22 protein-coding genes are annotated in these 25,932 nt (G+C 64.8%); 7 read left to right on the top strand and 15 right to left on the bottom strand.

Annotated elements, in window-relative coordinates:
- The first annotated feature begins 63 nt into the window (after positions 1 to 63).
- Entirely contained in the window at positions 64 to 693 is a 630-nt protein-coding gene (locus tag MHZ91_RS24745; RefSeq protein WP_239216185.1) for an HAD family hydrolase, read from the top strand.
- A gap of 30 nt (positions 694 to 723) precedes the next feature.
- Here the strand turns inward: MHZ91_RS24745 and MHZ91_RS24740 are convergent, their stop codons facing one another.
- From MHZ91_RS24740 to MHZ91_RS24715, 6 genes are all read right to left on the bottom strand, one after another.
- Positions 724 to 936, bottom strand: coding sequence for a hypothetical protein (locus MHZ91_RS24740; protein WP_239216183.1), 213 nt, complete (start codon positions 934 to 936; stop codon positions 724 to 726).
- Positions 933 to 2,102 (bottom strand): PepSY domain-containing protein, encoded by a 1,170-nt coding sequence (locus tag MHZ91_RS24735; protein ID WP_239216181.1) that lies wholly within the window; start codon positions 2,100 to 2,102, stop codon positions 933 to 935. The genes MHZ91_RS24740 and MHZ91_RS24735 overlap by 4 nt, the downstream gene beginning before the upstream one ends.
- A gap of 10 nt (positions 2,103 to 2,112) precedes the next feature.
- A complete protein-coding gene (locus tag MHZ91_RS24730) occupies positions 2,113 to 4,308 on the bottom strand; it encodes a TonB-dependent receptor (RefSeq protein ID WP_239216179.1) in 2,196 nt (731 codons plus the stop codon).
- A gap of 189 nt (positions 4,309 to 4,497) precedes the next feature.
- Complete coding sequence (locus tag MHZ91_RS24725) at positions 4,498 to 5,187, bottom strand: 4-carboxy-4-hydroxy-2-oxoadipate aldolase/oxaloacetate decarboxylase (RefSeq protein WP_239216177.1); 690 nt, start codon at positions 5,185 to 5,187, stop codon at positions 4,498 to 4,500.
- Positions 5,184 to 5,903, bottom strand: a complete 720-nt coding sequence (locus MHZ91_RS24720) for a PIG-L deacetylase family protein (RefSeq protein WP_175184790.1) — start codon at positions 5,901 to 5,903, stop codon at positions 5,184 to 5,186. Before MHZ91_RS24720 ends, MHZ91_RS24725 begins: the two co-directional genes overlap by 4 nt.
- 66 nt (positions 5,904 to 5,969) lie before the next feature.
- Entirely contained in the window at positions 5,970 to 6,974 is a 1,005-nt protein-coding gene (locus MHZ91_RS24715; RefSeq protein ID WP_239216175.1) for a tripartite tricarboxylate transporter substrate binding protein, read from the bottom strand.
- Positions 6,975 to 7,084: 110 nt separating this feature from the next.
- Between MHZ91_RS24715 and MHZ91_RS24710 the strand changes: the two genes are divergently transcribed.
- Together MHZ91_RS24710 and MHZ91_RS24705 are read left to right on the top strand one after the other, a co-directional pair.
- On the top strand, positions 7,085 to 7,978 hold the full coding sequence (locus tag MHZ91_RS24710; RefSeq protein WP_175137937.1) for a LysR family transcriptional regulator: 894 nt from the start codon (positions 7,085 to 7,087) through the stop codon (positions 7,976 to 7,978).
- A gap of 45 nt (positions 7,979 to 8,023) precedes the next feature.
- Positions 8,024 to 8,869: a DMT family transporter gene (locus MHZ91_RS24705; protein ID WP_239216173.1), complete on the top strand. Its 846-nt coding sequence runs from the start codon at positions 8,024 to 8,026 to the stop codon at positions 8,867 to 8,869.
- Positions 8,870 to 8,951: 82 nt separating this feature from the next.
- Here MHZ91_RS24705 and MHZ91_RS24700 read toward each other — a convergent pair whose 3' ends face one another.
- The 4 genes from MHZ91_RS24700 to MHZ91_RS24685 all read right to left on the bottom strand — a co-directional run bounded on the left by MHZ91_RS24700 (position 8,952) and on the right by MHZ91_RS24685 (position 15,935).
- Positions 8,952 to 12,443 carry an autotransporter outer membrane beta-barrel domain-containing protein gene (locus MHZ91_RS24700; protein ID WP_239216171.1) on the bottom strand — a complete coding sequence of 1,164 codons (3,492 nt, stop codon included), beginning with the start codon at positions 12,441 to 12,443 and terminating at the stop codon, positions 8,952 to 8,954.
- Positions 12,444 to 12,758: 315 nt separating this feature from the next.
- Complete coding sequence (locus MHZ91_RS24695) at positions 12,759 to 13,304, bottom strand: GAF domain-containing protein (protein ID WP_239216170.1); 546 nt, start codon at positions 13,302 to 13,304, stop codon at positions 12,759 to 12,761.
- Positions 13,301 to 14,656, bottom strand: a complete 1,356-nt coding sequence (locus MHZ91_RS24690) for an MFS transporter (RefSeq protein WP_175137941.1) — start codon at positions 14,654 to 14,656, stop codon at positions 13,301 to 13,303. Before MHZ91_RS24690 ends, MHZ91_RS24695 begins: the two co-directional genes overlap by 4 nt.
- 49 nt (positions 14,657 to 14,705) lie before the next feature.
- Complete coding sequence (locus tag MHZ91_RS24685) at positions 14,706 to 15,935, bottom strand: amidohydrolase family protein (RefSeq protein ID WP_218342762.1); 1,230 nt, start codon at positions 15,933 to 15,935, stop codon at positions 14,706 to 14,708.
- Positions 15,936 to 16,111: 176 nt separating this feature from the next.
- On the opposite strand from MHZ91_RS24685, the gene MHZ91_RS24680 reads away from it, so the two are divergent.
- Positions 16,112 to 17,080 carry a LysR substrate-binding domain-containing protein gene (locus MHZ91_RS24680; protein ID WP_175122790.1) on the top strand — a complete coding sequence of 323 codons (969 nt, stop codon included), beginning with the start codon at positions 16,112 to 16,114 and terminating at the stop codon, positions 17,078 to 17,080.
- A gap of 73 nt (positions 17,081 to 17,153) precedes the next feature.
- Here MHZ91_RS24680 and MHZ91_RS24675 read toward each other — a convergent pair whose 3' ends face one another.
- Positions 17,154 to 18,098, bottom strand: a complete 945-nt coding sequence (locus MHZ91_RS24675) for a D-2-hydroxyacid dehydrogenase (RefSeq protein ID WP_239216165.1) — start codon at positions 18,096 to 18,098, stop codon at positions 17,154 to 17,156.
- 235 nt (positions 18,099 to 18,333) lie between these two features.
- Between MHZ91_RS24675 and MHZ91_RS24670 the strand changes: the two genes are divergently transcribed.
- Complete coding sequence (locus tag MHZ91_RS24670; RefSeq protein WP_239216163.1) at positions 18,334 to 19,329, top strand: LysR family transcriptional regulator; 996 nt, start codon at positions 18,334 to 18,336, stop codon at positions 19,327 to 19,329.
- 17 nt (positions 19,330 to 19,346) lie between these two features.
- Here MHZ91_RS24670 and MHZ91_RS24665 read toward each other — a convergent pair whose 3' ends face one another.
- Both MHZ91_RS24665 and MHZ91_RS24660 read right to left on the bottom strand, forming a co-directional pair.
- The gene (locus MHZ91_RS24665) at positions 19,347 to 21,062 is read right to left on the bottom strand and encodes an amidohydrolase family protein (protein WP_239216161.1); all 1,716 of its coding nucleotides are present in this window, start codon (positions 21,060 to 21,062) and stop codon (positions 19,347 to 19,349) included.
- A gap of 33 nt (positions 21,063 to 21,095) precedes the next feature.
- On the bottom strand, positions 21,096 to 22,106 hold the full coding sequence (locus tag MHZ91_RS24660; protein WP_175122277.1) for a tripartite tricarboxylate transporter substrate binding protein: 1,011 nt from the start codon (positions 22,104 to 22,106) through the stop codon (positions 21,096 to 21,098).
- A gap of 167 nt (positions 22,107 to 22,273) precedes the next feature.
- Here MHZ91_RS24660 and MHZ91_RS24655 point away from each other — a divergent pair, with 167 nt between their 5' ends.
- Positions 22,274 to 23,206, top strand: a complete 933-nt coding sequence (locus MHZ91_RS24655) for a LysR family transcriptional regulator (protein WP_239216159.1) — start codon at positions 22,274 to 22,276, stop codon at positions 23,204 to 23,206.
- 42 nt (positions 23,207 to 23,248) lie between these two features.
- On the opposite strand, the gene MHZ91_RS24650 is transcribed toward MHZ91_RS24655, so the two are convergent.
- Together MHZ91_RS24650 and MHZ91_RS24645 are read right to left on the bottom strand one after the other, a co-directional pair.
- Positions 23,249 to 23,470, bottom strand: coding sequence for a hypothetical protein (locus MHZ91_RS24650; protein ID WP_175137947.1), 222 nt, complete (start codon positions 23,468 to 23,470; stop codon positions 23,249 to 23,251).
- 52 nt (positions 23,471 to 23,522) lie between these two features.
- Positions 23,523 to 24,647 (bottom strand): FUSC family protein, encoded by a 1,125-nt coding sequence (locus tag MHZ91_RS24645; RefSeq protein WP_218342757.1) that lies wholly within the window; start codon positions 24,645 to 24,647, stop codon positions 23,523 to 23,525.
- A gap of 219 nt (positions 24,648 to 24,866) precedes the next feature.
- On the opposite strand from MHZ91_RS24645, the gene MHZ91_RS24640 reads away from it, so the two are divergent.
- Positions 24,867 to 25,883, top strand: coding sequence for an amino acid ABC transporter substrate-binding protein (locus MHZ91_RS24640; protein ID WP_191578642.1), 1,017 nt, complete (start codon positions 24,867 to 24,869; stop codon positions 25,881 to 25,883).
- Positions 25,884 to 25,932: the final 49 nt, after the last annotated feature.

Raw genomic sequence — 25,932 nt, 5'->3', positions numbered from 1 at the left:
CAGACAGGTTGGACATCACGGTCCGGCCAATCACCGGAAAGCCTCATTGGCGCAGGAGGTTCAATGGCAATCAAGGCCGTGGCATTCGACGTATTCGGAACCTTGGTCCACATCGAACGGCCGACCCGACCGTTCCGCAAGCTGGTCCGGCTGCTGCATGAAGCGGGTCGTCCGCGCCAGCGCGATGACGGGGTCCGCGCGATGAGCAATCCGATCGACCTGCGACAGGCCGCCAGCCTGTTTGGCGGAGTGGTCAGCGATGCAGACCTGAACGCGCTTGAAGCCGAATTGCGTGAAGAGATTCAATCCATCTCGCTTTTCGCGGATGCCACGCCGACGTTGCTTGCATTGCGGGAACGCGGCATCAAGGTCGCGCTTTGCTCCAACCTGGCCGCGCCGTATGGTCCGCCGGTGCTGGACTTGCTGCCCATTCGGCCGGACTTCTGCGCCTGGTCGTACGAAGCCGGCGCCGTGAAGCCGCAAGCCGAGATCTACCAATACCTTTGTGATGGCATTGCGTGCTGGCCCGATGAAGTGCTGATGATCGGCGACACCATCGAGGCCGACATGATTGGGCCACGAAAATTCGGCATTCACGGCTATCACCTTGACCGGCACGCGGCCACGTCAAAGTCAGCGGACTCCGTTCAATCGCTAAGCGACGTGCTTACGCTGATGGCCGCGCGCCACTGACGAGCGGCCGGCGGCGAGATGAAGGAGACTTCACCCGCCCCGCCTCCGCCACGCCCACCACACCGCCCCGATCGGCGCAAAGATCGCCAACCACGACACGCCATCCCACACCCCATCTCCCAGCAGCGCCGACACCAGCCCCACCACCGAGGCCACGCCCAGCCAGATGGGCGCGCGGAACACCTCGCCAGCCGACTGCAGGTGCTCGGTGCGTGCGCCGCGCGCCTCGCTCATCCTGTTCATTGCGCGGCCTCCTGACTATCGCTCTGACGCAGCGCATTGGCGGCTTCGGCAGCATCATCGGTTAAGGGCTTGGCAGCCGTCGCAGCCTTGGGCTTGCGCAGCCACAAGTACAACCCGCTACCCAGCACCACGATCGCAAACAGATCCAACACCGCCCAGAGGATCTTCAACGGCAAGCCGCCGTAATCCCCAAAATGCAGCGGCTGCGACAGGAACAAGGTCTTCACGTACCACGGCATTTCGCGCGTGTCGGTCAGTTCCCCATTCGTCGCGTCCACCAGCGCCGGCTTGAGCAGGCGCGAAGTCACGGGCGTATTGCCCTTCATGAAGAACGTGTAATGGTGCGGGCTGGAGAACATCGTCCCGGGAAACGCCACCAGGCTCACCGCCATGTCGGGCACCGCGGCTCGCGCGGTGCGGATGGAGTCTTCCAGGTGTGCGGGTTGCGTAACCGGCGGCAGGCCGCGGAACGGCGCGGTCATTTCCGCCATCTGGTCCATCTGCCATAGGCTCAACACGACGCGATTCAAGGTGTTGATGCTGCCGGTGATGCCGACGACCAGCAGCCAGATGACGGTGACGATGCCCAGCAGGTTGTGCCAGTCCAGCCATTTGACGCGGGAGCTGCGCTGGATGCGCAGCGCGCCGAACTTCAGACGTCGCATGAACGGGTAATACAGCACCACCCCGGACACGATGGCGACCACCATCAAGAGGCCCATTGCGCCCAGAAACAGCATGCCCGGCAGGCCGGCGAACATATCCGTATGCAGCTTGAGCATGACGTACATGAAGCCTTCGTCGGTGGCCGGCTCGTCCAGAACCTTGGCCGTGCGCGAATCGATGACAACCGCGTTGTTCTCCTCGGGCGGGGCGTCGACGGCGCTGGCCATCGAGACATACGTAATGTCGGGATGCTCGTCCTGATCCCAGAACATGTAGCGGATGACTTCGCCCGGGCGCCGTTCCAGCGCGGTCTGGGCGATCTGGTCCATGCTGGCGTTGGGTGTGCCGGCGGGCATGGGCGGCGCTTCGACCACGCCTGACAGGTGCTCGATCTCTTCGTGAAAGATCAGGGGCAGCCCGGTCAGACACAGCAGCAGCATGAAGACCGTGCAGATCAGACTGCTCCACTTGTGTATCCAGGACCAGGCTTGCGTGGACATATGTGCCTCCTTAGAAGGCGATGCTGGTCGAGAACGTGTAGGTGCGCGGCGAGCCTACGAACAGATAACCGGCGGTGGCGGTTCCCCAGTAGTTCCGGTTGAACAGGTTCTCGACGTTGAAGCGGAAGGTGACGGGGGTGCCGCTGATCTTGGTTTCGTAGCGGGCGCCGGCGTCGACGCGGGTCCAGCTTGGCACCGACAGGCTGTTGTCGGCGTTGGCATACGTTCTGTCGGTGTAGATGACGCGGCCCAACAGCGTCAAGCCCGGGACGGAGGGGGTATCCCACTCGGCGCCCAGGTTGAATTGCCAGTCGGGTACGCCGATGGCCTTGTTGCCCTGAAGGTCGGGCGTGGTGGCCTTGTTGATGACGGCGTCGATATAGCTGATGCCGCCCAACAGACGCACGCCCTTGGTGACTTCGCCGGCGAAGCTGGCTTCCACGCCGCGGTTGCGCTGTTCGCCGAACTCGCCGAAGGTGTTGCCAGAGATGCCGGAGCTGGGCCGCGTCAGCTCAAACAGGGCGACAGTGGCCAGCATGTTGTCGTTCAGGTTGTACTTGACGCCGATTTCCTTCTGCTTGGACTTGAACGGCGACAGCGTCTCGCCCGGGTTGGTGATGGCCGCGCTGGTCGGCGCGGTGTCGCCCTGGGACAGGCCTTCGACGTAGCTGGCATAGACCGACAGGTCCGGCCGTACCTTGAAGACGACGCCGGCCAGCGGCGTGGTCGCGCTCTTGTCGTAGCGCGGGCCGCTGGGCTCGCCGTTGGTGAAGTTGTAGTTCTGGCCCTGCACGTTCTGGCGGCGCACGCCAAGCGTCAACTGCAGGCGGTCGTCCATGAAGCCCAGGGTGTCGGCCAGCGCATAGCTGGTCAGCTTGACGCTCTGGTAACGGTTCAGCGGATTGCTGACACCCGAGATGGACGGCGTGTCGAAGGTGTTGCCGGCGTAGATGTTGGAATTGCCGGGCGGGAAACCGGTGTTGAAGCCCAGGTCGGAGTCCTGGTCCAGCAGCGTGTAGCTGAAGGCGACCTTGTGGCTCACGGGGCCGGTCTTGAAATTGCTGCGCAGGCCGGCTTCGGTGGACTTGCTGTCCACCGTCATCCGCTGCCAGCCGCCGAAAAATGAGTAATCGCCCTGCGAATTCTGCAGCACGGGGTTGGCGGCAAAGGCGTCCCAGTCCAGCTTGCGCTGGCCGTAGCCCGCATAGGCAGTCAGGTAGTCCGTGATGTCGTATTCGATCTTGAAGACGCCAGCGGTGTTGCGGCCATCGCTCCAGCCCAGACCGGGATACGGATTCTTGTTGCTGGGCGCCTCGGGAATCGAGGTCAGGTCGTCGCCAAGCTGGAACTGGCGCACGACATTGTCGATGCGTTCCTTCTGCCAGATCAGGTCCAGGGACGACCGCAGTCTTTCACCGCGATAGTCCAGTGCAACCGAGCCGAGCGCTTCGCGCGTGGACTGGTCCTTGATCGGCGTGTCGCCGTCGCGCAGCATCCCGTTCACGCGGATGCCGAACGCGTTCCCTTCGCCGAAGCGGCGGCCGACGTCGGCATGCACGCCAAAGACGGAGTCCGACATGACCGAGCCCGTGAGCCGGGTGATGGGCTCATCGGTCGCGCGCTTGGGCACCAGGTTGACCACGCCGCCCACGCTGCCGCCCGGCGTCATGCCGAAAAGCGCCGCGGACGGGCCCTTGATGATCTCCACGCGTTCCAGGGTCTCGACCGGTGCGCGCCAATATGGCGTCAGCCCGAACATGCCGTTGAACGCGAAGTCCGCGGTCGGGACATTGAAGCCGCGTATGGTCAGGTCTTCGTTGATATTGGACCGCGCGCTGCTCATGCGCACGGACGGGTCCATGGTAGCAACGTCGGCCACGGAACGCGCCTGCTCGTTCTCGATAGTCTGGGCGGTATAGCTGGTGACGCTGAACGGCGTGTCCATGACGGACGTGTTACCCAGGATGCCCATGCGGGCGCCGCCGCCGATCAAGCCGCCTGCGATGGGCGCAGGCGCCTCGCCCAGGGCGATCGGCGCACTGGTCACGGTGACGGTGGGCAGGACGGTGATCGCGGCGGAAGCCGGGGCCTGCGTCTGCGCGGAAACCGACGCGGCATAGAGCGCGGCGCTGCCCGCCAATGCCTGCTTCACTGCCAGGGCGACGCCCTTCTGCCTGCCTTGACGGCCTTTCGATGCTTTACCCACAGCCCCACCCCATGCGTTCTTTTATATAAAACGCGCATGATAAGCATTCTTATTCGTTGTCGCTATGGGGGTTATCTTGATGTGGCATCGGCGCATCAATCGTGCCTTCTGTGCCGGCGGCCCTAAAAGTCATCCAGATGGCGTCATCCATCGCTTGAGGCGGTCGCCCCAAGCTTCTGCGCCGGCGTTTCACGCCCCGGGATTACGGTCCACGTACGCCAGCCCCGCCGCGGCCAGCTTTTCCCGCATGCCGTAGATATCCAGCCCCAGTTCCCCGGCGGCCAACCGCTTGCGTTTGGCCGTCTCGTTGATCAGCCGCGCCTCGCAGGCGTCGGCAACCTGCGCCGCACGCTCGCGCGGCACGATGCACACGCCGTCATCGTCGGCGATGACGACATCGCCGGGCTGCACGAGCGCTCCCGCGCACACGACCGGTACGTTCACCGACCCGGGCGTCGCCTTGACCGTGCCCTTGGCAGAGACGCACTTGGACCACACGGGAAACTGCATGTCCTTCAGCGCCGCGACATCACGGCAGCCCGCGTCGATGACAAGCCCCTGTACGCCGCGTGCGCGCATCGAGGTGGCAAGCAGTTCTCCGAACATGCCGTCCTCGCTCGACGACGCGCAGGCCACGACGACAATATCGCCCGGCCGGCAGAGTTCGATTGCAACGTGCAGCATCCAGTTGTCGCCCGGCTGCGCCAGCACCGTCACGGCGCTGCCTGCGATGGATGCGCCTGCGTACACGGGCCGCAGGTAGGGTTGCAACAGGCCGGTGCGATGCTGCGCCTCGTGTGCGGTGGCCACGCCTGCCGACGCCAGGCGTGCGATGACCCTGCCGTCGGCGCGGTCGATGTTCCTGACGGCGATGCTCATGCAAGCTCCCCGGTGACTTGCGGGAACACGCGCTGATAGCCTTCGGCGTACTTGATCTTCAGGTTCGAGTTGCGCGATGCCTGCACGCCGCGCTGCAAGGCGACGCGGGTGTAGTACTCCCACAGGTGCTCCTGCGCGGCCATGGTTTCGAAGGCGCGGCGCTTCTGGTCCCAGACTTCGGAGATATCGAGCAGCACTTCGGGCTTCCACTCGCACTGCTCGGGCTGGTGCGGCTCGAACAGAAACACGGGCGGCGCGCCCAGCACCGCCTGCTCGGGATGGTGCCCGTGCGCCTGCGCAATCACGCGGGCTTCCTGAGCGACGTGCGTGGCAAGCGGATGGTCGAAGTTGTAGGGGTCTTTCTGCGAATGCGTCAGCACGAATTCCGGCTGCAGTTCGCGATACACATCCACCAGTTCAAACAGCGCCTCGTCCGAGACGCGCAGCGGATAGTCGCCGCAGTCCATGAACCGGATGTCCGCGCCCAGGATGTCGGCCGCCAGACGGGCTTCGTCGCGGCGGTCGGCCTTGACGCGTTCCAGCGTCATGCCCGGCTGCTTCCACAGCTTGGCGGATTCGCCGCGTTCGCCGAACGACAGGCAGACCACGGTCATTTTCCAGCCGCGTTTGGCGTACAGGGCGATGGCGCCGCCCGCGCGCCAGACGAAGTCCGCGGAGTGCGCGCTGACCACCAGCCCGTTCTTTTGCCGTTCCATTTCAGTTCCTCTATGCATGGTTGCCGGCCGGACCCGCCCTGCGGACCCGTACCAGCTCAAACGCGGTCAATCAGCCTTGATGCCCGCGTCCTTGATGACCTTGGTCCACTTGGTGGTCTCCGCTGCCACGAATTGGCCGAACTGCTTGTCCGTACCGGGCGTGACGACCGCGCCCATTTCGCCGAAGCGCTGCTTTACGGCGGGGTCCTTCAATGCGGATTGCAGCGCGGCATTCAACTTTGCAGTGACCTCGGGCGGCAAATCCTTGGGGCCGATCAAGCCCCACCACACCGTGGCCATCGCGCCCGGCAGGCCTTGCGACACCACCGTGGGCACCTCGGGCAGCATGCTTGCCGGCTCGTCGTCCAGCACGGCCAATGCGCGCAGCTTGCCCGCCTTAACGTGCGAGACGACTTCCAGCGGGTTGATGGACATGAAGGAAATCCGCTGCCCCAACAGGTCGGTGACCGCGGGCGAACCGCCCTTGTACGGCACATGCAGCGCCTTCATGCCGCTCTCGCGCTTGAGCAGTTCGCTAGCCAAATGGCCGGAGCTGCCGTTGCCGGCCGAGGCGTAGGTCAGCTTGTCGGGATGCGCGCGGCCATAGTCCGTCAGGTCCTTGAAGGTCTTGAACGACGACTCGACCGGCACCACCACGGCCAGCGGCGCGTAACCGATGGCGCCCACGGGGGTGAAGTCGCGCGCGGGATCGAAGGTCAGCTTGGAGAACAGCGCACCGTTGGCGGCCAGCGTATTCGACGCGGTCAGCAGCGTATAGCCGTCCGCCGGGGCGCGCGCCACGGTGTCCATGCCGATATTGGTGGCCGCGCCAGGTTTGTTTTCGACGATGATCGTCTGCTTCAGCGCATCACCCATTTTCTGGCTGACGAGGCGGGTGACGATGTCCACGCCGCCGCCAGCGGCGTACGGCACCACAATACGGATCGGCTTGTCGGGGAAATTGGTCTGCGCGGCAGCCGGCAGCGGCGCCAGCATGGCGGCGATCAGTGCGCCCACGCCTGCGGCGGCGGCAAACGTGCGGCGGGACCGGGAGGGCTGGAAAGCCTTCATGGTTGTCTCCTGTGTCGTTATACGTGTTGGTATGGCCGAATGATGCGCGGCGTACACTCATACCGTCCAATACCGTTTTTCACGATCATCTATTTGCTTTCCAAATCAATATGGATTTCCGCCAACTGCGTTACTTCGTCGCCGTCGCCGAGGAACTGAGCTTCAGCCAGGCCGCGCGCCGGCTGCACGTCAGCCAGCCGCCCCTCAGCCTGCAGATCAAGGCGCTGGAAGAAGAACTCGGGGCGCCGCTCCTGACCCGCACGAGCCGCAGCGTGGAACTGACGCAGGCGGGCGCGCTGTTCTTGGAACAGGCGCGCCGCGCGCTGTCCCACCTGGAACGCGCCGGCGAGGTCGTGCGGCAGTCGGCGCTGGGAGAAACCGGCGAGATCCGCGTGGCATTCACGGCGTCGGTGCCGATGTTCGACGCCTTTCCCCGCATCGTGCATGCCTTTCGCACGGACTTTCCCGGCGTGGGGGTGGACCTGAGCCATCAGTCGACGGGCCAGCAATTGCGGGCGCTGGCTTCCAAAGACATCGACGTGGGATTTCTGCGGCCATCCATCCTGTTCGTGCCGCCGCCCAACATCGCGACGCTGCCGCTGTGGACCGACCGGCTGATGGCCGCCCTGCCGCAATCGCATCCGCTGGCGCGCCGTGACACGCCGCTGTCAATGACGGACCTGGCGGACGAATCCTTCATCCTGTTCCCGCGTGGCCTGGGCTGCGGCCTGTTCGACCACGTGAGCGTGCTGGCCAACCGGGCGGGCTTCGCCCCGCAAGTCGGCCAGGAGGCGCGCGAAGGTGCAACCATCATCGGTCTGGTCGCGGCGGGGATGGGCATTTCCATCCTCCCCGACACCTACATGAAAACGGGCATTCCCGGCGTGGCCTATCGCGAACTGGATACGCCAGACGCCCAAAGCCAGGTGCTGCTGGCGTATCGTTCGGAAGACGGCTCTCCGCTGGTGCAGCGGTTCCGCGAGACCGCTTCGGCCGTGCAGTAGACGGCAGAGGCCGCGGATCGCAATGGTGATTCAAAGGCCCCCGCCATGACCCTCCGCCTCTTCGCGCTCACCCTTTCCGCCATGCTGGCCTTTGCCGGCAATTCCCTGCTTTGCCGCCTCGCGCTCAAACAGACGGCGATCGATCCCACCACCTTCGTCGTCATCCGCGTTATGTCGGGTGCGCTGATGCTATGGCTGGTGCTGGCACTGCGACGGCAGTCCGAACGTCTGGAAGGGTCCTGGGCGGGTGCGTTGGCACTGCTGGCGTATGCACTGGCGTTCTCCTTTGCGTACACGCATATTCCCGCCGGCACGGGCGCCCTGCTGCTGTTTGGGGCGATCCAGATCAGCATGATCCTGTACGGCCTGGCGATTGGCGAACGATTGGCGCCGCTGCAATGCGTTGGCATGGCGTTTGCGATTGCCGGGCTTGTCGCGTTGATGCTGCCCGGTACGGACGCGCCACCCGTGTTCTACGGATTCCTGATGATCCTGTCCGGCGTGGCGTGGAGCATTTATTCGCTGCTGGGCCGGAGCGCACGGAATCCGGTGGCGGCAACCGCGGGGAATTTCATCCGCGCCGCGCCGGTTGCGCTGGCGTTGTTGCTTGCGCAGTTCGTCATGTCGCACGTTCGGCTCGACGCCGCCGGCGCCGCCTATGCCGTGGCGTCTGGCGCGGTGACGTCGGGCCTGGGGTACATCCTCTGGTACGCCGCGCTGAAACAGTTGAACGTGACGCGCGCCGCCACCGTGCAGCTCAGTGTCCCGGTGCTGGCGGCGTTGGGCGGGACACTGTTTCTCGATGAGCCGCTGACGGTTCTGATGGTGTCCGCGTCCGCGCTCGTGCTGGCGGGCGTGTCGCTGGTGATTCTCAACAAGCGCGTGGCTTGAATCGCCTCGGCCATCGCCATGAAGGGCAGACCACCGCGGCCATCAACGGCCCGCATTGCAGTCTGCCCTTCAGCGTGCAGGGTTACCAGCGATACCCAACGTTCAGCATGCCGCCGTAGCCCCGCTGACCGCCGTTTCCAGCCTGGCCGAACAGCTCGCCGCCAACCTGCCACGACTCGCGGACATTGCCTGCCACGCCGATTCGCAGTTCCGCCGCGTCGCGCATCGGCGTGGCCTGGAACGTCGAGACGCCCACGTTGGCTTTCGCGCTGCCCGAGTTATGCAGCCAATTGGCCTCGACGTAAGGCCGCACCGGCGACGTGGCGGCGTCGTTGCCAAGCGGGTACGCCCGGACACCCACGCGCGAAGTGACCGAACTGGCGGGCGAGTTTTTCAGCGTCATGCTGGGCAGGACGGCGTCCTGGGCGTTGTAACGCGTATAGGCCAGTTGTGCCTGCGGCACCACCACCATCGAACCCAATGCCGAATCGGCAGCGAAGGGCTTGAAGGCGTAGCCGGTTTCCACCGATGCGGTCCAGGTGCTTGAACGGTAGCGGGCCGAGCCCAGTTCGCTATTGATTTCGTTGGAGTAGCGGCCGAACTGCAACCACGAGTCGGCGTACGCGCCCAGGCGGGTGGCATCGTCGGCGTATGCCGTTGCATAGATGCCCACCGAATACCCGGTTACCTTGCCGCGGGCGTCAACGCGCATCGCCATGCCGGTACCGGGGTGGATGAGCTGGGAAGTGGCGTTCGTGCGTGCATCGCCCGCGCCGGCCATGACGCCTGCCTTAAGGACGCCTTGCTGACCCAGGCGCGTGCTCAACAGGTCCGCGCCCATCTGCAGCATGGCGGTGTCGGTATCGATGTTTACCCGGCCTTGCTGAAGTTCCATTCCGGTATGGCGCGCGCCCTCGGTACGTGCCCACAACTGCCGGGATGCCGCACTGGCGGGTGCAGACTGGCCGGCCGACGTTTGCGCCACGCTGCGATCCGCCAGGCGATGTACGAACATGCGGGTGGCTGCGAACTGGTTGCCGATGTGCACACCGCTTTCCGGGGAGACGTTCTGCGGCGTGCCCGGGGCAGGACCGGTGACGCCACCGCCACTACCGGGAGGTGTCGTCCCCCCACTGCCTGGCGGCGTTTCGGTGCCGCTGCCGGGAGGAGTTTCAGTGCCGCTGCCCGGCGGCGTTTCAGTGCCGCTGCCGGGCGGCGTTTCAATGCCGCTGCCGGGAGGCGTTTCAATGCCGCCGCCAGGAGGTGTCTCAACGCCACTTCCGGGCGGCGTCTGACCGCCCGGGTCCGTGGCGCCGCCTTCTTCCGGCGGCGTCGTTGACGTCAGATACCAATCGGACGCCACGCCGCCCGTGCCGCCCTGAACCAGGAAATAATCGTAGCCATTGAGCGCCAGGCTAATGGTTGAGGGCCGATAGCCAGTCGAATTCGCGTCCAGATAAAACGCATTGCCTGAAATCGTCGCCCCGTTGCTGGCCTGCACGAGCCGGATGCCTTGCGTGGTCAACGCGCCTGCGCCGCCGGCGTTCAAGACACGCAACCCGGTCGTGCCCGTGACCGTGCCGCCGTCCACGACGAGCCGGTCGGTCAGAGACGTATCGTCGCCCAGGTGGGTATTCATGACCAAGGTGCCGCCGCCGATGTAGTCGGAGACGGTCAGCGTCTTGAATCCAGATTGCGCACCGGGAGACACGAACCGCACGACACCCGCGTTGGTCAGGGTCTTGATGGCCGAATCGCCGCGCACATTCCAGACGCTGCTGGCGTCTAACTTGACGCTCTCCACCGAACCCTGCCCCGCGCGCACCGCGCCGGTCCACTCACTGCCGCTCGCCAGGCCGATGTCGACGCGGCCGCTGTCGGCGGTCAACACGTCGCCTGTCATGAGCGCGCCTGTGGCGTTCAGGGTGACGCCTTGCGTCTGGTACGGTTGCCCGGGGACGATTCCCGCGCTGGGCGTCGCCTGCGTTCTAAGCAGGATGCCGCTGGCTTCGTCGCCACCGGCTCGGGCCACCACGGTGGCGTTCTGAACGGTGATGTCGTGGTCTCCGCCCCTGACGAGAAACCCCACCCCATCGTGGGTCTGAAGGTTGCTGCCGTCCGACAATACGAGCGAGTTGGCGCCCTGCGGCTCGTAGCGCACGCTCTGCACGCCGTTTGCGTTCTGACCGGTCATGATGACTTGCGTGTCGCTCAGAGAAACCGCCGTGTCGCCGGCGCCGATGTTTCCAAGCATCTGCACGCCGATCGAGCCTGTGGATTGCCCGTTCAACTGTGAATTGACAGCGTCGATGCGTGCCTCGTCGGTTGCCCGAAGCGCTGCGCCCGCGATGCCGGACACGTCCACGGTAACGCCGTCCAATGTCACTTGCGTGCCACGATGGTTGGCACTCACGCCTACCCCGTTCATGACTTCGGCCAGGATATGCGTTCCCACGGCATCGATCGTTGTTGTCGCCGTGTTATCGGTCGAGTGCGCATACAGGCCGGCCCGTCTTCCGCGCAAGGTCCCGCCTTCAATCTGTACCGCCCCATTGCGGCTTCGGATCGCATACAAGTTCGCACGGATGTCGAGGTTCTGTCCCGTCATCGCATGGTTGTTCATCACCGTGACGCCCTCGTTGAACGCGACGGCTTCGCTGCCGATTGTCACGTTAGTCAAAGACGCCGACGACGCACCGGTTTGCGTCGACTCGTTATACAAAAGAACGCCGAAGTCCACCGAATGCGGACCGGCAACCACCGTATCCGTCATGGTCAGGCTGGAACCATCGATAACGGATATCTGGCCTTCAATGGTGCTTCCTTGAACGGTGACGATGGCATTTTGCGAGATATGCATGGATGCCGCCGTGGCATTTTCCGTGCCGCCCGCCTTGACGTGGCTATCGGTCAGCAACAGCGTGCCGTCCTGCACCGACAGGTCCGCCCCCGTCGCCACGCCCATGTCATCCACGCTGGACACGATGACGTTGGACAGTTCGACGCGCCCGCCAAACTGGACGCGCACGCCATAGTTGTTGACGCCATTGCGATCAATGCTCTTGATCTCCAGGTCGCTTGCCGTGATGACGCCCCCATCGGAAGCCCGGACGGTTCCCTGGAAACCGCCCGATCCCGAGACGGTTCCGCCAAGCAGATTGATGCGGCCCCCATCGGTCGCAAGCACGGCCGTTGCCTCTGAAGAGAGCAGGGAGATGTCGGCGTGGACAAAACTATTTTCCTGGGACGCGGACAATGCAGCCCCGGCCTGCGTCTGGATCGTACTGTCCGTGATCGTGATCGAGCCACCGCCTTGGGCATGCGCACCTCGGGCGTCTGCCTCTGCGGTGACAGTGATGCCGTTTACGAAGACGCTGTTGCCCTGGTTGTTGACGCGGATTGCGTCTCCGGTGCTGACGGTGATGCTGGCTCCGGGGAACACCTCCATCGACGTGTTGCCTTCCGGGTCGTCAATGAGAATCGGCGGCATCGGCCCCGCCAACGCCATCAAGGGAAAGGCCGGGATCGTGGCGGCGAGAATCGCCGCGACAACCGGGGAAAGGGGGAAATGCATCGCAAGCTCCGTAACCCGTGCGCGGCCTCGGAGATGCCAAAAAGCCAGATGCCAGCCAAGTGCAGCAACGCCGAACCGCCACGAAAAAAAGCGACCATTCTCTTGACGCTGCGCAACCCCGCACATCGAAAGATTTCTAAAACCGATTCCACCCCTTGCAAAAATGCAGTGCCACGCAACAATTCGGACCAATACCCGCAACAATGCACAAAAAAAGGGATTGCCACGCGAGGCAATCCCAAAAAAAACGGGCCGCTCCGGCAAGCAGCCCGCAAACCCAGTCCCGCACCGGGACGGATACTCAAATTCAAACCATCACACGCTATCCAGCGCAGACCGGTCCACGCTCGCCGCCGCGGACGCCGCGTCCTTCATCTCTTCGATGAAGACCGGCGCGCACAGCCCGGCGACAACTGCCGCGAGGTCCGGATCGATGTCGTCATAGGCATGGCGCCCGGCCAGCATGTTCAGCGAGCCGATCACACGCCCCTCATGCCGCACCGGAATGTTGAAGGCCGACTGCAGCCCGCGTTCGATCAGCATCGGCGCCTCGGAGAACACGGTGCGCACATCGTCTTCATTGCTGGCGACATACAGCCGCCCTTCTTCCAGCACCAGCCGCGACCAAGGACCGTTGCCGGTGGCTTTGAAGCCACCGAGCGGGCTGATCGATTCGTCCGACGTATGCAGACGCTTCATCAGCCGGTGGTCCTGCAGGTACAGCAACGCAGTGAACAGCTTGTGGCCAAAGCAGGCGTGAAGCAGGTTGGAGATCACGCTCCACTGCGCCTGCCGGTCCGCCGCCAGCGCCAGATCGCGCGCGTGCCCGGCCAGCGGCCGGAATGCGGAGGCCTTCGTCATGCGTTGATCTCCTCAAGCACGACGCCACGCGTGTTCTTGCCGTAGAACAGGATGCCCAGGCCGCCGACCAGCAGGATGGCGGTCATCATGGCGAACACGCCGGCAAAGCCCAGGACCGGGTACGCGACGCCGACGATGGTCGGCGATGCGATGGACCCGATGCGGGCAAAGGCCGAGGCCGCGCCCATGCCGGTCGCACGGATTGACGTGGGATAGATCTCGGCGGTGTACGTGTACTGGCCGGCGATCACGCCGTTCATGCCGAAGGACAGCAGCATGCTCAGCATGATGATCTGTTGCTCGCCGCTGGCCAGCGCCAGGCCCAGCGCGGACAGGCACGACAGCAGCATATAGGCCAGGATGGTGTACTTGCGGCCGATCTTGTCGTTGAAGTACGCGGCCGAGAAGTAGCCGGGGATCTGCGAGAGGTAGATCAGGATGGTGTACGAGAAGCTCTTGGTGATGGTGAAGCCGCGCTCGACCAGCAGGCTGGGGATCCACACCAGGAAGGCGTAGTAGCAGAACAGCACCGTGATCCAGAACACCCACACCAGCACGGTCGTGCCCAGGTACTCCTTCGAGAACAGCTGCGCCAGCTTGGCCATCGCGGTCTGCTGCGGCGCGCTGGTGGCCGTGGCCTTGCGCGTGGCAACGGGCGTGGGCAGCGGGCGGCCGGTGCTCTTCAGGACTTCGGCTTCAATCGCCTCGCAGATGCGGTTGGCTTCCGCGGTCTGGCCGGTGTGTTCAAGCCAGCGCGGCGATTCAAACAGCGACTTGCGCCACCACAACAGGAACACGACGGGAACAGAAGCGATGATCATGATCCAGCGCCAGCCGTCGTCGCTCATCGGCACGATGAAGTAGCCGAGCAACGCGGACATCACGAATCCGAACGAGAAGAAGCCGGCCAGCGCGCCGGTGAAGCGGCCGCGATACTTGCTGCTGACGAATTCGGCCAGGTACGGCGCGATGATGGCGCCTTCAGCGCCCATGCCGATGCCGGCAATCATGCGCAGGATGTAGAACTCGTGATAGTTGCGGGCAAAGGCGTTGAAGAACGTGGCGACGCAGAACAGCAGCAGCGCCCACATCATGATCTTCTTGCGGCCGTAGCGGTCGCCCAGGATGCCGGAGAACAGCGCCCCGACCAGGAAGCCGACATAGGTGCTGCTGGCGATCCAGCCGATCTGGCCGGTGGTCAGACCCCACTGCGTGCGCAGCGAGGGAATGATGAACGCGATGATGCCGGCGTCCAAAGCTTCAAAGGCCAGGCCGAGGCCGCCGATCATCAGCAGCCGGAAATGAAAGCTGCTGAAGGGCAACCGCTCCAGGCGGTCGGATACGGAAAACATGATGGGGGAAATTCCGGAGTAAAGAAGAGGGGTACGAAGCGGGCGAACGTCAGCAGGCGTTCTTGTGCAGCAGGCCGCGGTTCATGATGAGCTTGATCGAATCCGGCTTGGTCAGTAGTTCGATGTCGTCCAGCGGATTGCCGTCGATCAACAGCAGGTCGGCGTAGGCGCCTTCGCACACTTCGCCCAGCAGGCCTTCCTGGTTCAGGATCTCGGCGCCGATCAGCGTGGCTTGCTGGATGACCTTGGCGTTGCCCAGCACGCGGCTGCGCAGCACCAGTTCGTCGGATTGCATGTAGTGGGTTTCGCCCAGCAGGTCGCTGCCGTAGCCCATCTTCACGCCGACGTCGTCCAGGATCTCCAGCGCGGTCAGGCCTTGCGTGCGCACGGTGGCGATCTTCTTGACCGAGTCCAGCGGCAAGCCGAAGCGCTCGCCGTCGTTGGCCAGGCCTTCGTAGGTGATCAGCGTGGGCACCATGTAGGCGCCGTGTTCCTTCATGACCTCGGCGGCCTCGCGGTCAACGAGGTTGCCGTGCTCGATGGTGCGCACGCCGCAGCGCACGGCACGCGTGATGGCGCGCGGGGTGTAGGCGTGGGCCATCACGTAGGTGTTGGCGTTGCTGGCCTCTTCCACAATGGCGATCAGCTCGGCTTCGGAGAAGCCCAGGTTCTGGATGGGGTCGTTGGGCGAAGCCACGCCGCCGGACGCCATGACCTTGATCTGCGTGGCGCCCTTGAGGATTTCCTCGCGCACGGCCAGGCGGCAGTTGTCGACGCCGTCGACCACGCGGCCGATGTTGCCGATCTTGACCGAGCACGGGCACGGATCCAGCTCGTCGTTACGCTGGCGGAAGTCGCCGTGGCCGCCGGTCTGCGACAGGGCCTTGCCCGAGCAGAAGAGACGCGGGCCGTCGATGGTGCCGTCCAGCACGGCCTGCGCCAGCGCCCAATCCGCGCCGCCGGCGTCACGCACCGAGGTGAAGCCGCGGTCCAGCATGCCCTGCATGATGGGCAGCGCGCGCAGCAGCGCCAGCGCGTTGGGCAGGGCCGCGACGCGGCCCAGGTTGAACGATGACGCCACCACGTGCACGTGGCAGTCGATCATGCCGGGCATCAAGGTCATGCCCTTGGCGTCCACCACCTGCGCATCCGCCGGCGCCGTTGCGTCGGCGGCGATGCGGGTGATGACCCCGTCCTCGACCAGCACGGTCGAAGCGGCTTCGAGGGCCAAGGTTCGGGTATTGAGGATCCTGCAATTCTTGATGACAACCGGATTCATAAATCAACCACGTAAACAGTTCAAAACGCCGGGAAATCGCGGCATGCCGAACTCTACCGGTACAATTCCGAGGTCCGATACCGGGTCTCCCCCTATGCGTTCGACACAAATTTGAAGAGCCTTATGAGCTTTACTCATACCCCCCTATGAGACGCCGCTGCCCCACCCTGTCCGAATTGAACGCGTTTTCCGCGGCCGCACGGCATCTGTCTTTCTCGAAGGCGGGCAAGGAACTGTTCGTCACGCAAAGCGCCATCAGCCGGCATATCGCCACGCTGGAAAGCTATCTTGGCCACGCGCTGTTCATTCGGGGCACGAACGGGTTGCAGCTCACGCGCATGGGCGCCACCTACCTCAGCCTGATCCGGCCGGCGTTGCATACGCTGGAAAGCGCCACGTCGCAGGTCATGGCGACGCAGCAGTCGGCAAAATCCCTGAATGTCTCGGCCGCGCCCACGTTTGCGGCGCAATGGCTGTTTCCGCGTCTGAAGACGTTCCGCGAGGTCAATCCGGACATCTCCATCAATTTCGTGCGTTACAGCGTCGCGGATTACAAAAGCACCGAGCTGGATTTCGATGCCTCCATTCAGTACGGCTACGGCGACTGGCACGACGGCGCCGCCAAGTATCTGACGGGCCGCGAAACCCGCCTGGTGTGCTCGCGGGAATACCTGGATCAGCATCCGATCAGCAGCCTGGAAGATATCAAGCAATGCACGCTGCTGCAGCACATCGAGATTCCGCTGTCCTGGGAATACTGGTTTTCGACGTACCTGGGCGATTATGACCGCGCCCGTTTTGGCCCCGGCTTCAATCTTTTTTCAATGATTATCCAGGCCGCGTCGTCCGGCTTTGGCGTGGCGCTGATGCCGCACTGCCTGATCGAAAAGGAATTGGCCACGGGGCAGCTGGTCGACATATTCGATCGCACCTTTGAAAGCCCGCTTGGCTATTATCTTTGCGCGCCGAACTGGCGCAGCAACATGGAAAGCTACGAGCGGCTGAGCCAGTGGCTGGCGCATGAGTGCTTTCATGGCGGCGGCACGGACCCGGCGGGGCAGGCGCCAGGAAAGCCGGATCTTGGTAAACCTGCCAACGGACAAGCGTGCGCGACCGATTGCCCGTATTGCGTGGCGGCCGCGTAGACAGTCCGCGCTGGATGCGCGCGGCGGTCTGGAGCATGAAGGTTCCCGAAAGTCGCGGGCATCGCGGGCGGCATCATTGCCGCCAGCCGCGCAGGTAATCGAGGAAGATGCGGTCCACGCGCGCCTCGTTGCCGTCGGAGTGCCCAGCCGAATGCGGCGTGGCGATCACGTTTGGCAGCGTCCAGAGCGGCGACGCGGCGTCCAGCGGCTCGTGTTCGAAGACATCCAGAAAGGCGCCAGCCAGCGCGTTGGTGCGCAGTGCCTCGATCAGGTCGGCTTCGGCAACGACTTCGCCCCGCGCGACGTTGACGAGCCGGGCGTGCGGCGCCATGGCGGCCAGCACGCGGGCGTTCACCAGGCCGCGCGTGCGGTCGCTCAAGGGGCACGCCAGCACCAGCCAGTCGGCGCGGCCCGCAATGTGCGGCAGGTCTTCAAAGCCGTAGGTCTCCACGCCGTCCGCGGGCGGCGCGGCCGCGCTGCGCACGGCGATGACGTTCAGTCCCAGCATCCGCAGATACCCGCCCAGCGCGCGGCCGATCGGGCCCCATCCCACGATCACGGCGGTCTGCCCAGGCAGATCGCGCGGCATCCGGTCACCGATCAGCGGCGTCCAGGTTTGGGCACGCTGGGCGTCGAACAGGCGCGGAAACTCGCGCGCCAGCGCCAGAATCCCGGCCAGCGCGGTCTGCGCCACCACCTGCGCGTTGGCGCCGGACGAGGTGGTGACACGCACGCCGCGGGATTTCAGTTCGCCAAAGATCGGCCGGTCCGCGCCCGCCGAGTGCACGTGCACCCAGGCCAGCTTCGGCGATTGACGCAGCGAGACGTAGAAGGCTTCAAGCGGCTCCAGCACGCGATGCTTGGTCGACAGGCCGGTCACATCACGCGAGATGAAAGCGACGTCGACACCGGCGGGCGCGTTGCCCTGCGTCCGCGCCGCGATGACGGGTTCGAACGCGCGTCCATCCAACGCCTGCGCGATCTCGCTGCCGATGCGGCTTAGCGTCGGTTCGGACATGAGAATCCGCAGCGGTTGTTGTGGTCTGGTCATGGGCGGCAGCCCACGCGCGAAAACCATGATGCGGTCTGCGATACATCTGCACTGCTCATCTCGGATTGCTCCCTCTTGCACGCGATGACGGCGGCACGGGACGCCGAGTCGAGGAAAATTCTAGAGCGCGCTTTTCTTCACTACAAATTGTTGGTTTTTACTTATTATTCGTTTTTGCCAATATATAGAGCGGTGGCGAAGCATGTCGACCAAGCGCAGCATCACCCTGCGGCACTTCCGCAGTTTCGTGGCGGTGGCCAACACCGGCTCGTTCACCGTGGCGGCGTCGCAGCTCTTTCTGACGCAGTCTTCGCTGACCGCGACCATCCAGCAGTTTGAAGACGCCGTGGGCGTCAAACTGTTCGACCGCAGTACGCGCCGCGTGGCGATGACGCCGGAGGCCGCCCGCTTCAAGGCGGAGGCCGAGCGCATCCTCAGCCAGTTCGACGGCGCGCTGAGCGACCTGGAGGCGTTGTCGCAGGGCCGCCAGGGACACGTGCGGATCGCGGTGGTGGCATCGGTCACCAACTACTTTCTGGGCGACGCCATCGCGGCCTTTCGCCAGGCCTATCCCAAGATCACGTTTTCACTGCACGACGCCGGCTCGGAGCTCGTCGAGAAAATGATCGCCAACGGCGACATCGACTTTGCGATTTCGACCTCGCATCATGGTTTGGAAGAGTTGGTTTATACGCCGCTGTTCGAGGACCGCTACGGCGTGATCTGCGCCGCGTCGTATCCGTACGCGCAAGGCGTAAAGCCCTTGAAGTGGGCCGACCTGGACCCGGCGCAATACGTGGGGTTTACCGAAGACACCGGCATCGGCGCGTTCCTGCGCGCACACGCCGGCAAGCCGGGGTTCTTCGAGCAGCAGCACGATGAGGTGTCGCGCACGTCGTCGCTGCACGCCGTGCTGCGTGGCGGCGGGCGATATTCGATCCTGCCGGCGCTTGCGGCCAGCTCCATCGCGCCGCCGCAGACGCTAGGGAGCGAGCCGGGGCCGTTCGTGTTCCGGGAACTGAGTTCGCCCCGGTTGTCGCGCGAGGTCTGTCTGATCACGCGACGCTTGCGGTCGCTGTCGGCAAGTTCCGAGCTGTTCCTGCAGCACATCCGGGACGTCATCCACGACAAGCCGGTGCCAGCGGGGGTGAAGGTGCTGGGCAGAAGAACCAAAAAGGCGCCGCCTTCCGGGGTCTGACAGGAACGCCCCAATGTTCATCCCGGTTGCGGTCCGGCACCCCGCAACAACTTCCCCGGCAGCTCTCCCGTTGCCTCGCCGCGCTCGAAGATCGGCAGGCCGTTGACCAACGTGGCCGCGTAGCCATCGGCACGCTGCACCAGCCTGCGCCCGCCACCCGGCAGGTCGAACACCATTTCCGGGCAATGCACTTTCAGCGCGTCCGGGTCGACGACGTTGATGTCGGCCTTGTATCCCGGCTGCAATAGCCCGCGATCGTGCAAGCCATACACCAGCGCGGTATCGCGGGTCTGCCGGCGCACCACGTGTTCAAGCGGCAAGAGCGGACCTCGGCGGCGGTCTCGCGTCCAGTGGCTGAGCATGAAGGTCGGCATGCTGACATCGCAGATGTAGCCGCAATGCGCGCCGCCGTCGGACAGGCTGTTCACCGTGTTGGCGTGCTGCATCAGCTGGTGCAGGTGATCGAGGTTTTCGTATGAGTAGTTGAAGGAGGGATAGTAGAGAATCGCCCGGCCCTCGTTCTCCAGCATCAGGTCATACACCAGTTCCAACGGCGGGCGCCCGGTGCGCGCCGCCATGGCCGCCACGCTGTCTTCCGGCAGCGGCTCGTAGTCGGGGTCCTGGCCCAGCCGGTAGATCTTGTGAAAGCTGCTGAACAAGGTCTCGGCCCGGCGGTCCAGCAGGCCGCGCTGCTCGCTCATGATTTTCTGGCGGACCTGCGGATCGCGCAGCTGCGCGAGCTTTTCTGGCAGGGGCAGCGCGTGCAGCGCCTGATAGGTCGGATGGGCAATGAAGGGATGCAACGAGCTCTGCCAGGAGAACAGGATGCCCAGCGGCCGGCCGCTGATGCCGGCCATGAGCGGCACGCCTTCATCGCGCGCCTTGTCCAGCGTGCGTACGATCTGCTTCCAGACGTCAGGCGCGCCGTCAGTCTGCTGAAGGTTGAACAGCACCGGCAGACGATTGTGGCGGGCAAGCTGTTCCAGCCAGGGAATCTCGCCCTCCATCGCGGGATGGTTGGCCGTCATCTGGAACACGCCGTGGCCGACTTCGCCCATGACGGAGCCCAGCGCGCTGATCTCTTCGCCGGTGGCGAACGTGCCCGGCGGGTATTTGCGCTCGTCGTACTTGTGCAGGAACGTCCGCGACGTCGAAAAGCCGACCGCCCCCGCCTGCAATGCTGCGCGCACGACCTCGCGCATGGCCAGCAGGTCGGCGGGCGAGGCCTCGTCGTGATGAATGGCGCGGTCGCCCATCACGTACGCGCGCACCGCGCTGTGCGGAATCTGCGCCCCGATGTCCAGCGCCTTGGGCCGCCGATCCAGCGCATCCAGATACTCGGGAAAGGTTTCCCAGTCCCATTCGATGCCTTCCGACAGCACCGAGCCCGGAATGTCCTCGACGCCCTCCATCACCTTGATCAGCCATTCGCGCCTGTCGGGCTTGACCGGCGCAAAGCCCACGCCGCAGTTGCCCATGATGGCGGTGGTGACGCCATGCCATGTCGACGGGCTGAGGTAGGGGTCCCACGTCGCCTGGCCGTCGTAATGGGTGTGGATGTCGACCCAGCCCGGCGTCACCAGCGCGCCCGCCGCGTCGATCTCTCGCCGCGCGGCGCCTGCCTTGCCGCCGGCCTGTACGATCCGGCCGCCGTCGATGGCAAGGTCGCCCACCCGGGCGCTGGCGCCTGAACCGTCCACCAGCGTGCCGCCGCGTATCACTACATCGTGCATTGTTGTCTCCTGGGGCCCGGGGGCCCGTCAGCCTTATTCCAATACCAGCCCGATCCGGCGGATCACGTCGCCCCACCGCGCGCTGTCGCGCTGCACGATGGCCGAGAATTCCTTCGGCCCGGCGCCGCTGACCTCATTGCCTTGCGACAGGATGGTCTGGGTGATTTCAGGGGTTTCCAGCGCGGCGCGGAACACCTGGGCCACGCGTTCGGCCAGTGCGGGCGGCATGTCGCCCGGACCGAAGATGCCTTGCCAGCCCACGATGTTCAGACCCTCGATCCCCTGCTCCTCCAGCGTCGGCAATTCAGGCAGCACGCTCAGGCGCCGGTCCGTCGCCGGGCCCAGCAGCTTGACCTTGCCGGCGCGGGCGTTTTCGACCGCCGTAGCGGTGCCGTCGAAGTAGACCTGCACATCGCCCGCCAACAGCGCGCGGCTGGCGTCGGCAGTGCCCTTGTAAGGCACGTGGACGATGTCGGTGCCCGTTTTCATCTTGAGAATCTCGCCATTCAGGTGCGAGGTCGACCCGGCGCTGTACGAGGCGTAGTTCAGTTTTCCGGGGTTCGCCTTGGCGTAGGCAATCAGCTCTGCGGTTGTAGAGAACGGCGCGTTGTTGTTGGCGACCAGCACGGTGGCCGACCTGACCGCCTGCAGGACCGGCGTGAAGTCCTTGACCGGGTCGTACGGCAGCTTTTTGTACAGATGCGGATTCTGCGTGTGCGTGACGACGATGGTGTACAGCAGCGTATAGCCGTCCGGCTTGGCGCGCGCCACGTCCTGCGCGCCGATCATCGTGCCCGCGCCCGGCTTGTTGTCGATGATGACGGAGGCGCCGGTCTGCTGCGACACCTTGGCCGCCAACATGCGCGCCAGCGAATCCGAGCCTGACCCCGCCGGAAACGGCACGACCATGCGTATCGGCTTGCCCGAGGCAGGCCAGGCGTCGGGTTGCGGGGATGGCGCCGCGACGGCCGCCGTACAGGCCAGCATGCTCAGCGCAGCGGCTGCGCTCCAGCCCGCCAGATGGAATATCGGCTTGCGGTTCATGTTGTCTCCTCCTGCGAGGTTGGCGTGTCGCGGGGCCGCGCATCGCTCTGTATGGTGTTTTCCCGGGTGCTGGCAACATTTGCTGCCGGCCCGTGGTCAAGCTGTTTTAGTCTTGCAACTGACCCGAATCAATTGCATATTTGGCGCAATTCCGATGAGAAAAATACATGGGCCTGACGATACGTTCGCTCCAGCACTTTTCCGTCCTTGCCGAAGAGCGGCACTTCTCTCGGGCGGCCCAGCGGCTGCATCTGACGCAGTCGGCGCTGACGCGCAGCATCCAGTCCCTTGAAGAGACGCTGGGCCTGGTGCTGGTGGATCGCGCGTCGATCGGCGTGACGCCGACGCAGGCAGGAAAAATGGTGCTCGATCGTTCGCGCCGCATCCTGGGCGATGTTCTCGCCCTTCGGCGCGAAGCCGAATTGATGAGGGGCCACGACACGGGACGCGTCAGCTTCGGGGTCGGGGCCTTTCCGGCGGCGGGGTTTCTGTCGCCGCTGCTGGTCCGCCTGGCACGCGATCACCCGGGCCTGAGCGTGCATGTAGAAATCGAAAGCTGGCAGCGGCTGTTGGACAAGCTGTTGCAGGACAAGCTGGACTTTGCCGTGGCGGTGACGCACAGCCTGCCGCCGCCGGCGGACTTCATCGTGCGTGCGCTGCCACCGCAGCACGGCGGCCTTTTCGTGCGGGCCGGGCATCCGCTGCAATCGGTCCGAAAGCCAAAGTTACGTGCCGCGTTGGCGCAATATCGGCTGGCTGCCACCGACCTGCCGCAGCGCGCGCGAGAGTATCTGGCAAAGCTGTATCAAGTGGCCGGCGTGGATGAACTGCCGATTGCCTTCGAGTGCGATAGCGTCAGCGCGCTGCGCGACGTGGCCGTGGGGAGCGACGTGGTGCTGTTCTGCACACGCGAGGCCATCGTCGCCGAGCTGGCGCAAGGGGCGCTCGTGCCGTTGCCCCTGCCCTATCCGGCCTCCGGCCCGCTGACCTATAGCGTCATCCACCGCGCCCGCCGCAGCTTGTCGCCTACCGCGGAACGGATCATCGCATTGGTGCAGGCGTATCTGGCGGGCGAAGGGACTGACGGGGCGGCGGACTGATCCCTGAGCGATGGCGCGGTGTCCTTCCCCGCGCCACGCGATTCACACACCCGCCCCCGGATCCTGCTCGCGCCGCTCCGCGTCTTCCTGCGCGGCCACGTCTTCAAGCTTGACCTGACTGGTGCTGCCGTGCGTGGCGGCGCACTGCGCCGGATTCTGGGTGCTTTTGACGCATTCGGCGAATGCGAGCGCCGCGTCCACGGTCGCGAAGTGATACGACTGGCCGTCGGCGAACGCGACCTTTCCTTCGACAGAACAATCCATAAGTGCCTCCAGGGTTTCGGAAAGCCCATGCTGCCGCGTTGGCGCGGCGGCGTCAATTCACCCGGCGGGGCAGCACCGCCCGCATCCATCGCGACAGCACGGGACGGATGCGCTGGTTGTGCAGCAGCACCGCGCCCAGCACGCCGATAAAGGCGCCCAGCACCGTGTCCACAAAGCGCGCCTCGATGACGTCGATGGGATAGCCCTGCCCCAGATGCGGCGCCTCGGCCAGGAAGATGGTCAAGGGCGTGATCAGCACGACCGCGCTGGCGTAGTGCCGCACCACCAGCGTCTCGATGCCGAAGGACAGCGCCATCATCACCAGGCTCAGCGTCCAGACGTTGAGCGGCAGGCTGAGCAGCGCCCACGCCACGCACAGACCGACCGCCGTGCCCAGGATGCGGTGCATCTGCCGGCTCCATGCCGCGCGCAGGCTGGCGCCCTGAATGATTGCCAGGCAGCTCACCGGCACCCAATAGGGCCGTTGAAGCTGCAGCAGTTCGGCCGCCAGCAAAGAGATACCGACGAAAAGACCGATGATCACCGAGTCGTAGACCACGAAATCGAAGGTCGGCTTGGGCAGCTCGATGGGCGCGGGCGGCGGCGCGACGCGCGTCATGTGCAGTGAATACGCAAAGGCCACCAGGCAGGCGACCAGGCAGCCCAGCGCCACCATGCCCACGCGTAGCGGCACGTCGTGGACGGTGCCGGGCGTGTACGCGGCAATCGCCGTGGCCATGATGAAGAACAGGCTGCCCGGCGGTCCCAGGCGATAGCAGCGGCACACCATGTTCACCACCATGGCAATCAGCGTCAGCGCCGCGATGGTGGCGGTTGGCCAGAACTGCGTCAGCGCGCCCAGTGCGTAGCAGGCGACCATGCCGAACGACGCGGCCAGCAGCATCATCATGCGGATCTGCAGCGAGGCATTGGGCAGGCTCAGGAACACCATGCCGCCCAGGCTGGACATCAGCCCGTAGTCCATGCGCCCGAAATACGCGCCCACCATCAGCGGCAGGCCCGACGACAGCGCGGCGGCCAGGGGCATTTCCCACGGGCGGTCGCTGGCGTTGACCCGGGTCAGCTCGGTCCAGGTGCCGTGCAGCTGGTCCTTGACGAAGGCGAAGGGGCGCCTCGGGCGGTCGTCCGGCCCTGCGGGATCGTCGTGTCGTTTCATAGGCTGGCGTGGGTGCGGTCTGGCGTATTCGGCCCGCCGGCCGCCGCGGGCAAGCGCGGCGCGACGAGCCGCGCATGCCCGATTCTATTCCTCATCAAATTCCGTCTTGCGGATTTAAGGGGAATTCCCCGATTCTCCCTCCCGGACCCACTGGTACTATGCGCCGCACTTCAGCCTTCGGCTGAGCGATAAACATGCGCAACGCTGCGCGGAGACACCATGAAAGCACTCAAACTGGCTGCGGCAGGAACCGCCTTGTTCATCTCGTCCTGGACCGCCCATGCCGGCGCGACCTTCGACGCGGTCAAAAGCAAGGGTTTTGTCCATTGCGGCGTATCCACGGGCGTCGCGGGCTTTTCCGTGAACGACAGCAAGGGCGGCTGGATCGGCCTGGACGTGGACCTGTGCCGCGCGCTGGCCATCGCCCTGTTCGGCGACGCGTCCAAGGCCAAGATCCAGGCGATCAGCGCCGTGCAGCGCTTCACTGCCCTGCAATCCGGCGAAGTCGACGTGCTGACCCGCAACACCACCCTGACGCTGACGCGCGACACGACGCTGGGCCTGATCGGCGTGGGCGTCAACTACTACGACAGCCAGGGCATCATGGTGAACAAGTCCCTGGGCGTGAAAAGCGCCAAGGAACTGGAAGGCGCCACCGTCTGCGTGCAGCCGGGCACCACCACCGAACTGAACCTGGCCGACTGGTTCCGCTCGCAGAACGTGAACTTCAAGCCGGTCGTCGTCGAGCGCCTGGACGAGATCATCCGCGCCTTCGCCGTGGGCCGTTGCGATGCGTTCACCGGCGACAAGTCGCAGCTTGCCGCGGCGCGCAGCAACCTTGAGAACCCGGAAAAGTACGACATCCTGCCGGAGAACTTTTCGAAGGAACCGCTCGGCCCCATGGTCCGCCAAGGCGACGAGCAGTGGTTCAACCTGGTCCGCTGGACCATGAACGCCATGCTGGAAGCCGAGGAATACGGCGTCACGTCCAAGAACGTGGACGAGATGCTGAAAAGCACCAACCCGAACATCCAGCGCCTGCTGGGCGTGACGCCGGGCATGGGCAAGAACCTGGGCGTGGACGACAAGTGGGCCTACAACATCATCAAGACCGTCGGCAATTACGGCGAGAGCTTCGAGAAGAACCTGGGCCCCAACAGCCCGCTGAAACTGGAACGCGGGCTTAACGCCTCGTACCGCAACGGCGGCCTGATGTACGGCTGGCCGGTGCGCTAAAAAACGGGCCGCAAGGCCCGCAACGACTCCCCTAGGGTTAGCCGCAATT

Origin of the sequence: Achromobacter sp. ACRQX (assembly GCF_022346505.1) — a bacterium.
Lineage (GTDB): Bacteria > Pseudomonadota > Gammaproteobacteria > Burkholderiales > Burkholderiaceae_B > Achromobacter > Achromobacter animicus.
Note: the sequence above shows the minus strand (reverse complement) of the source record. Positions and strands in the feature narration are given on the sequence as shown.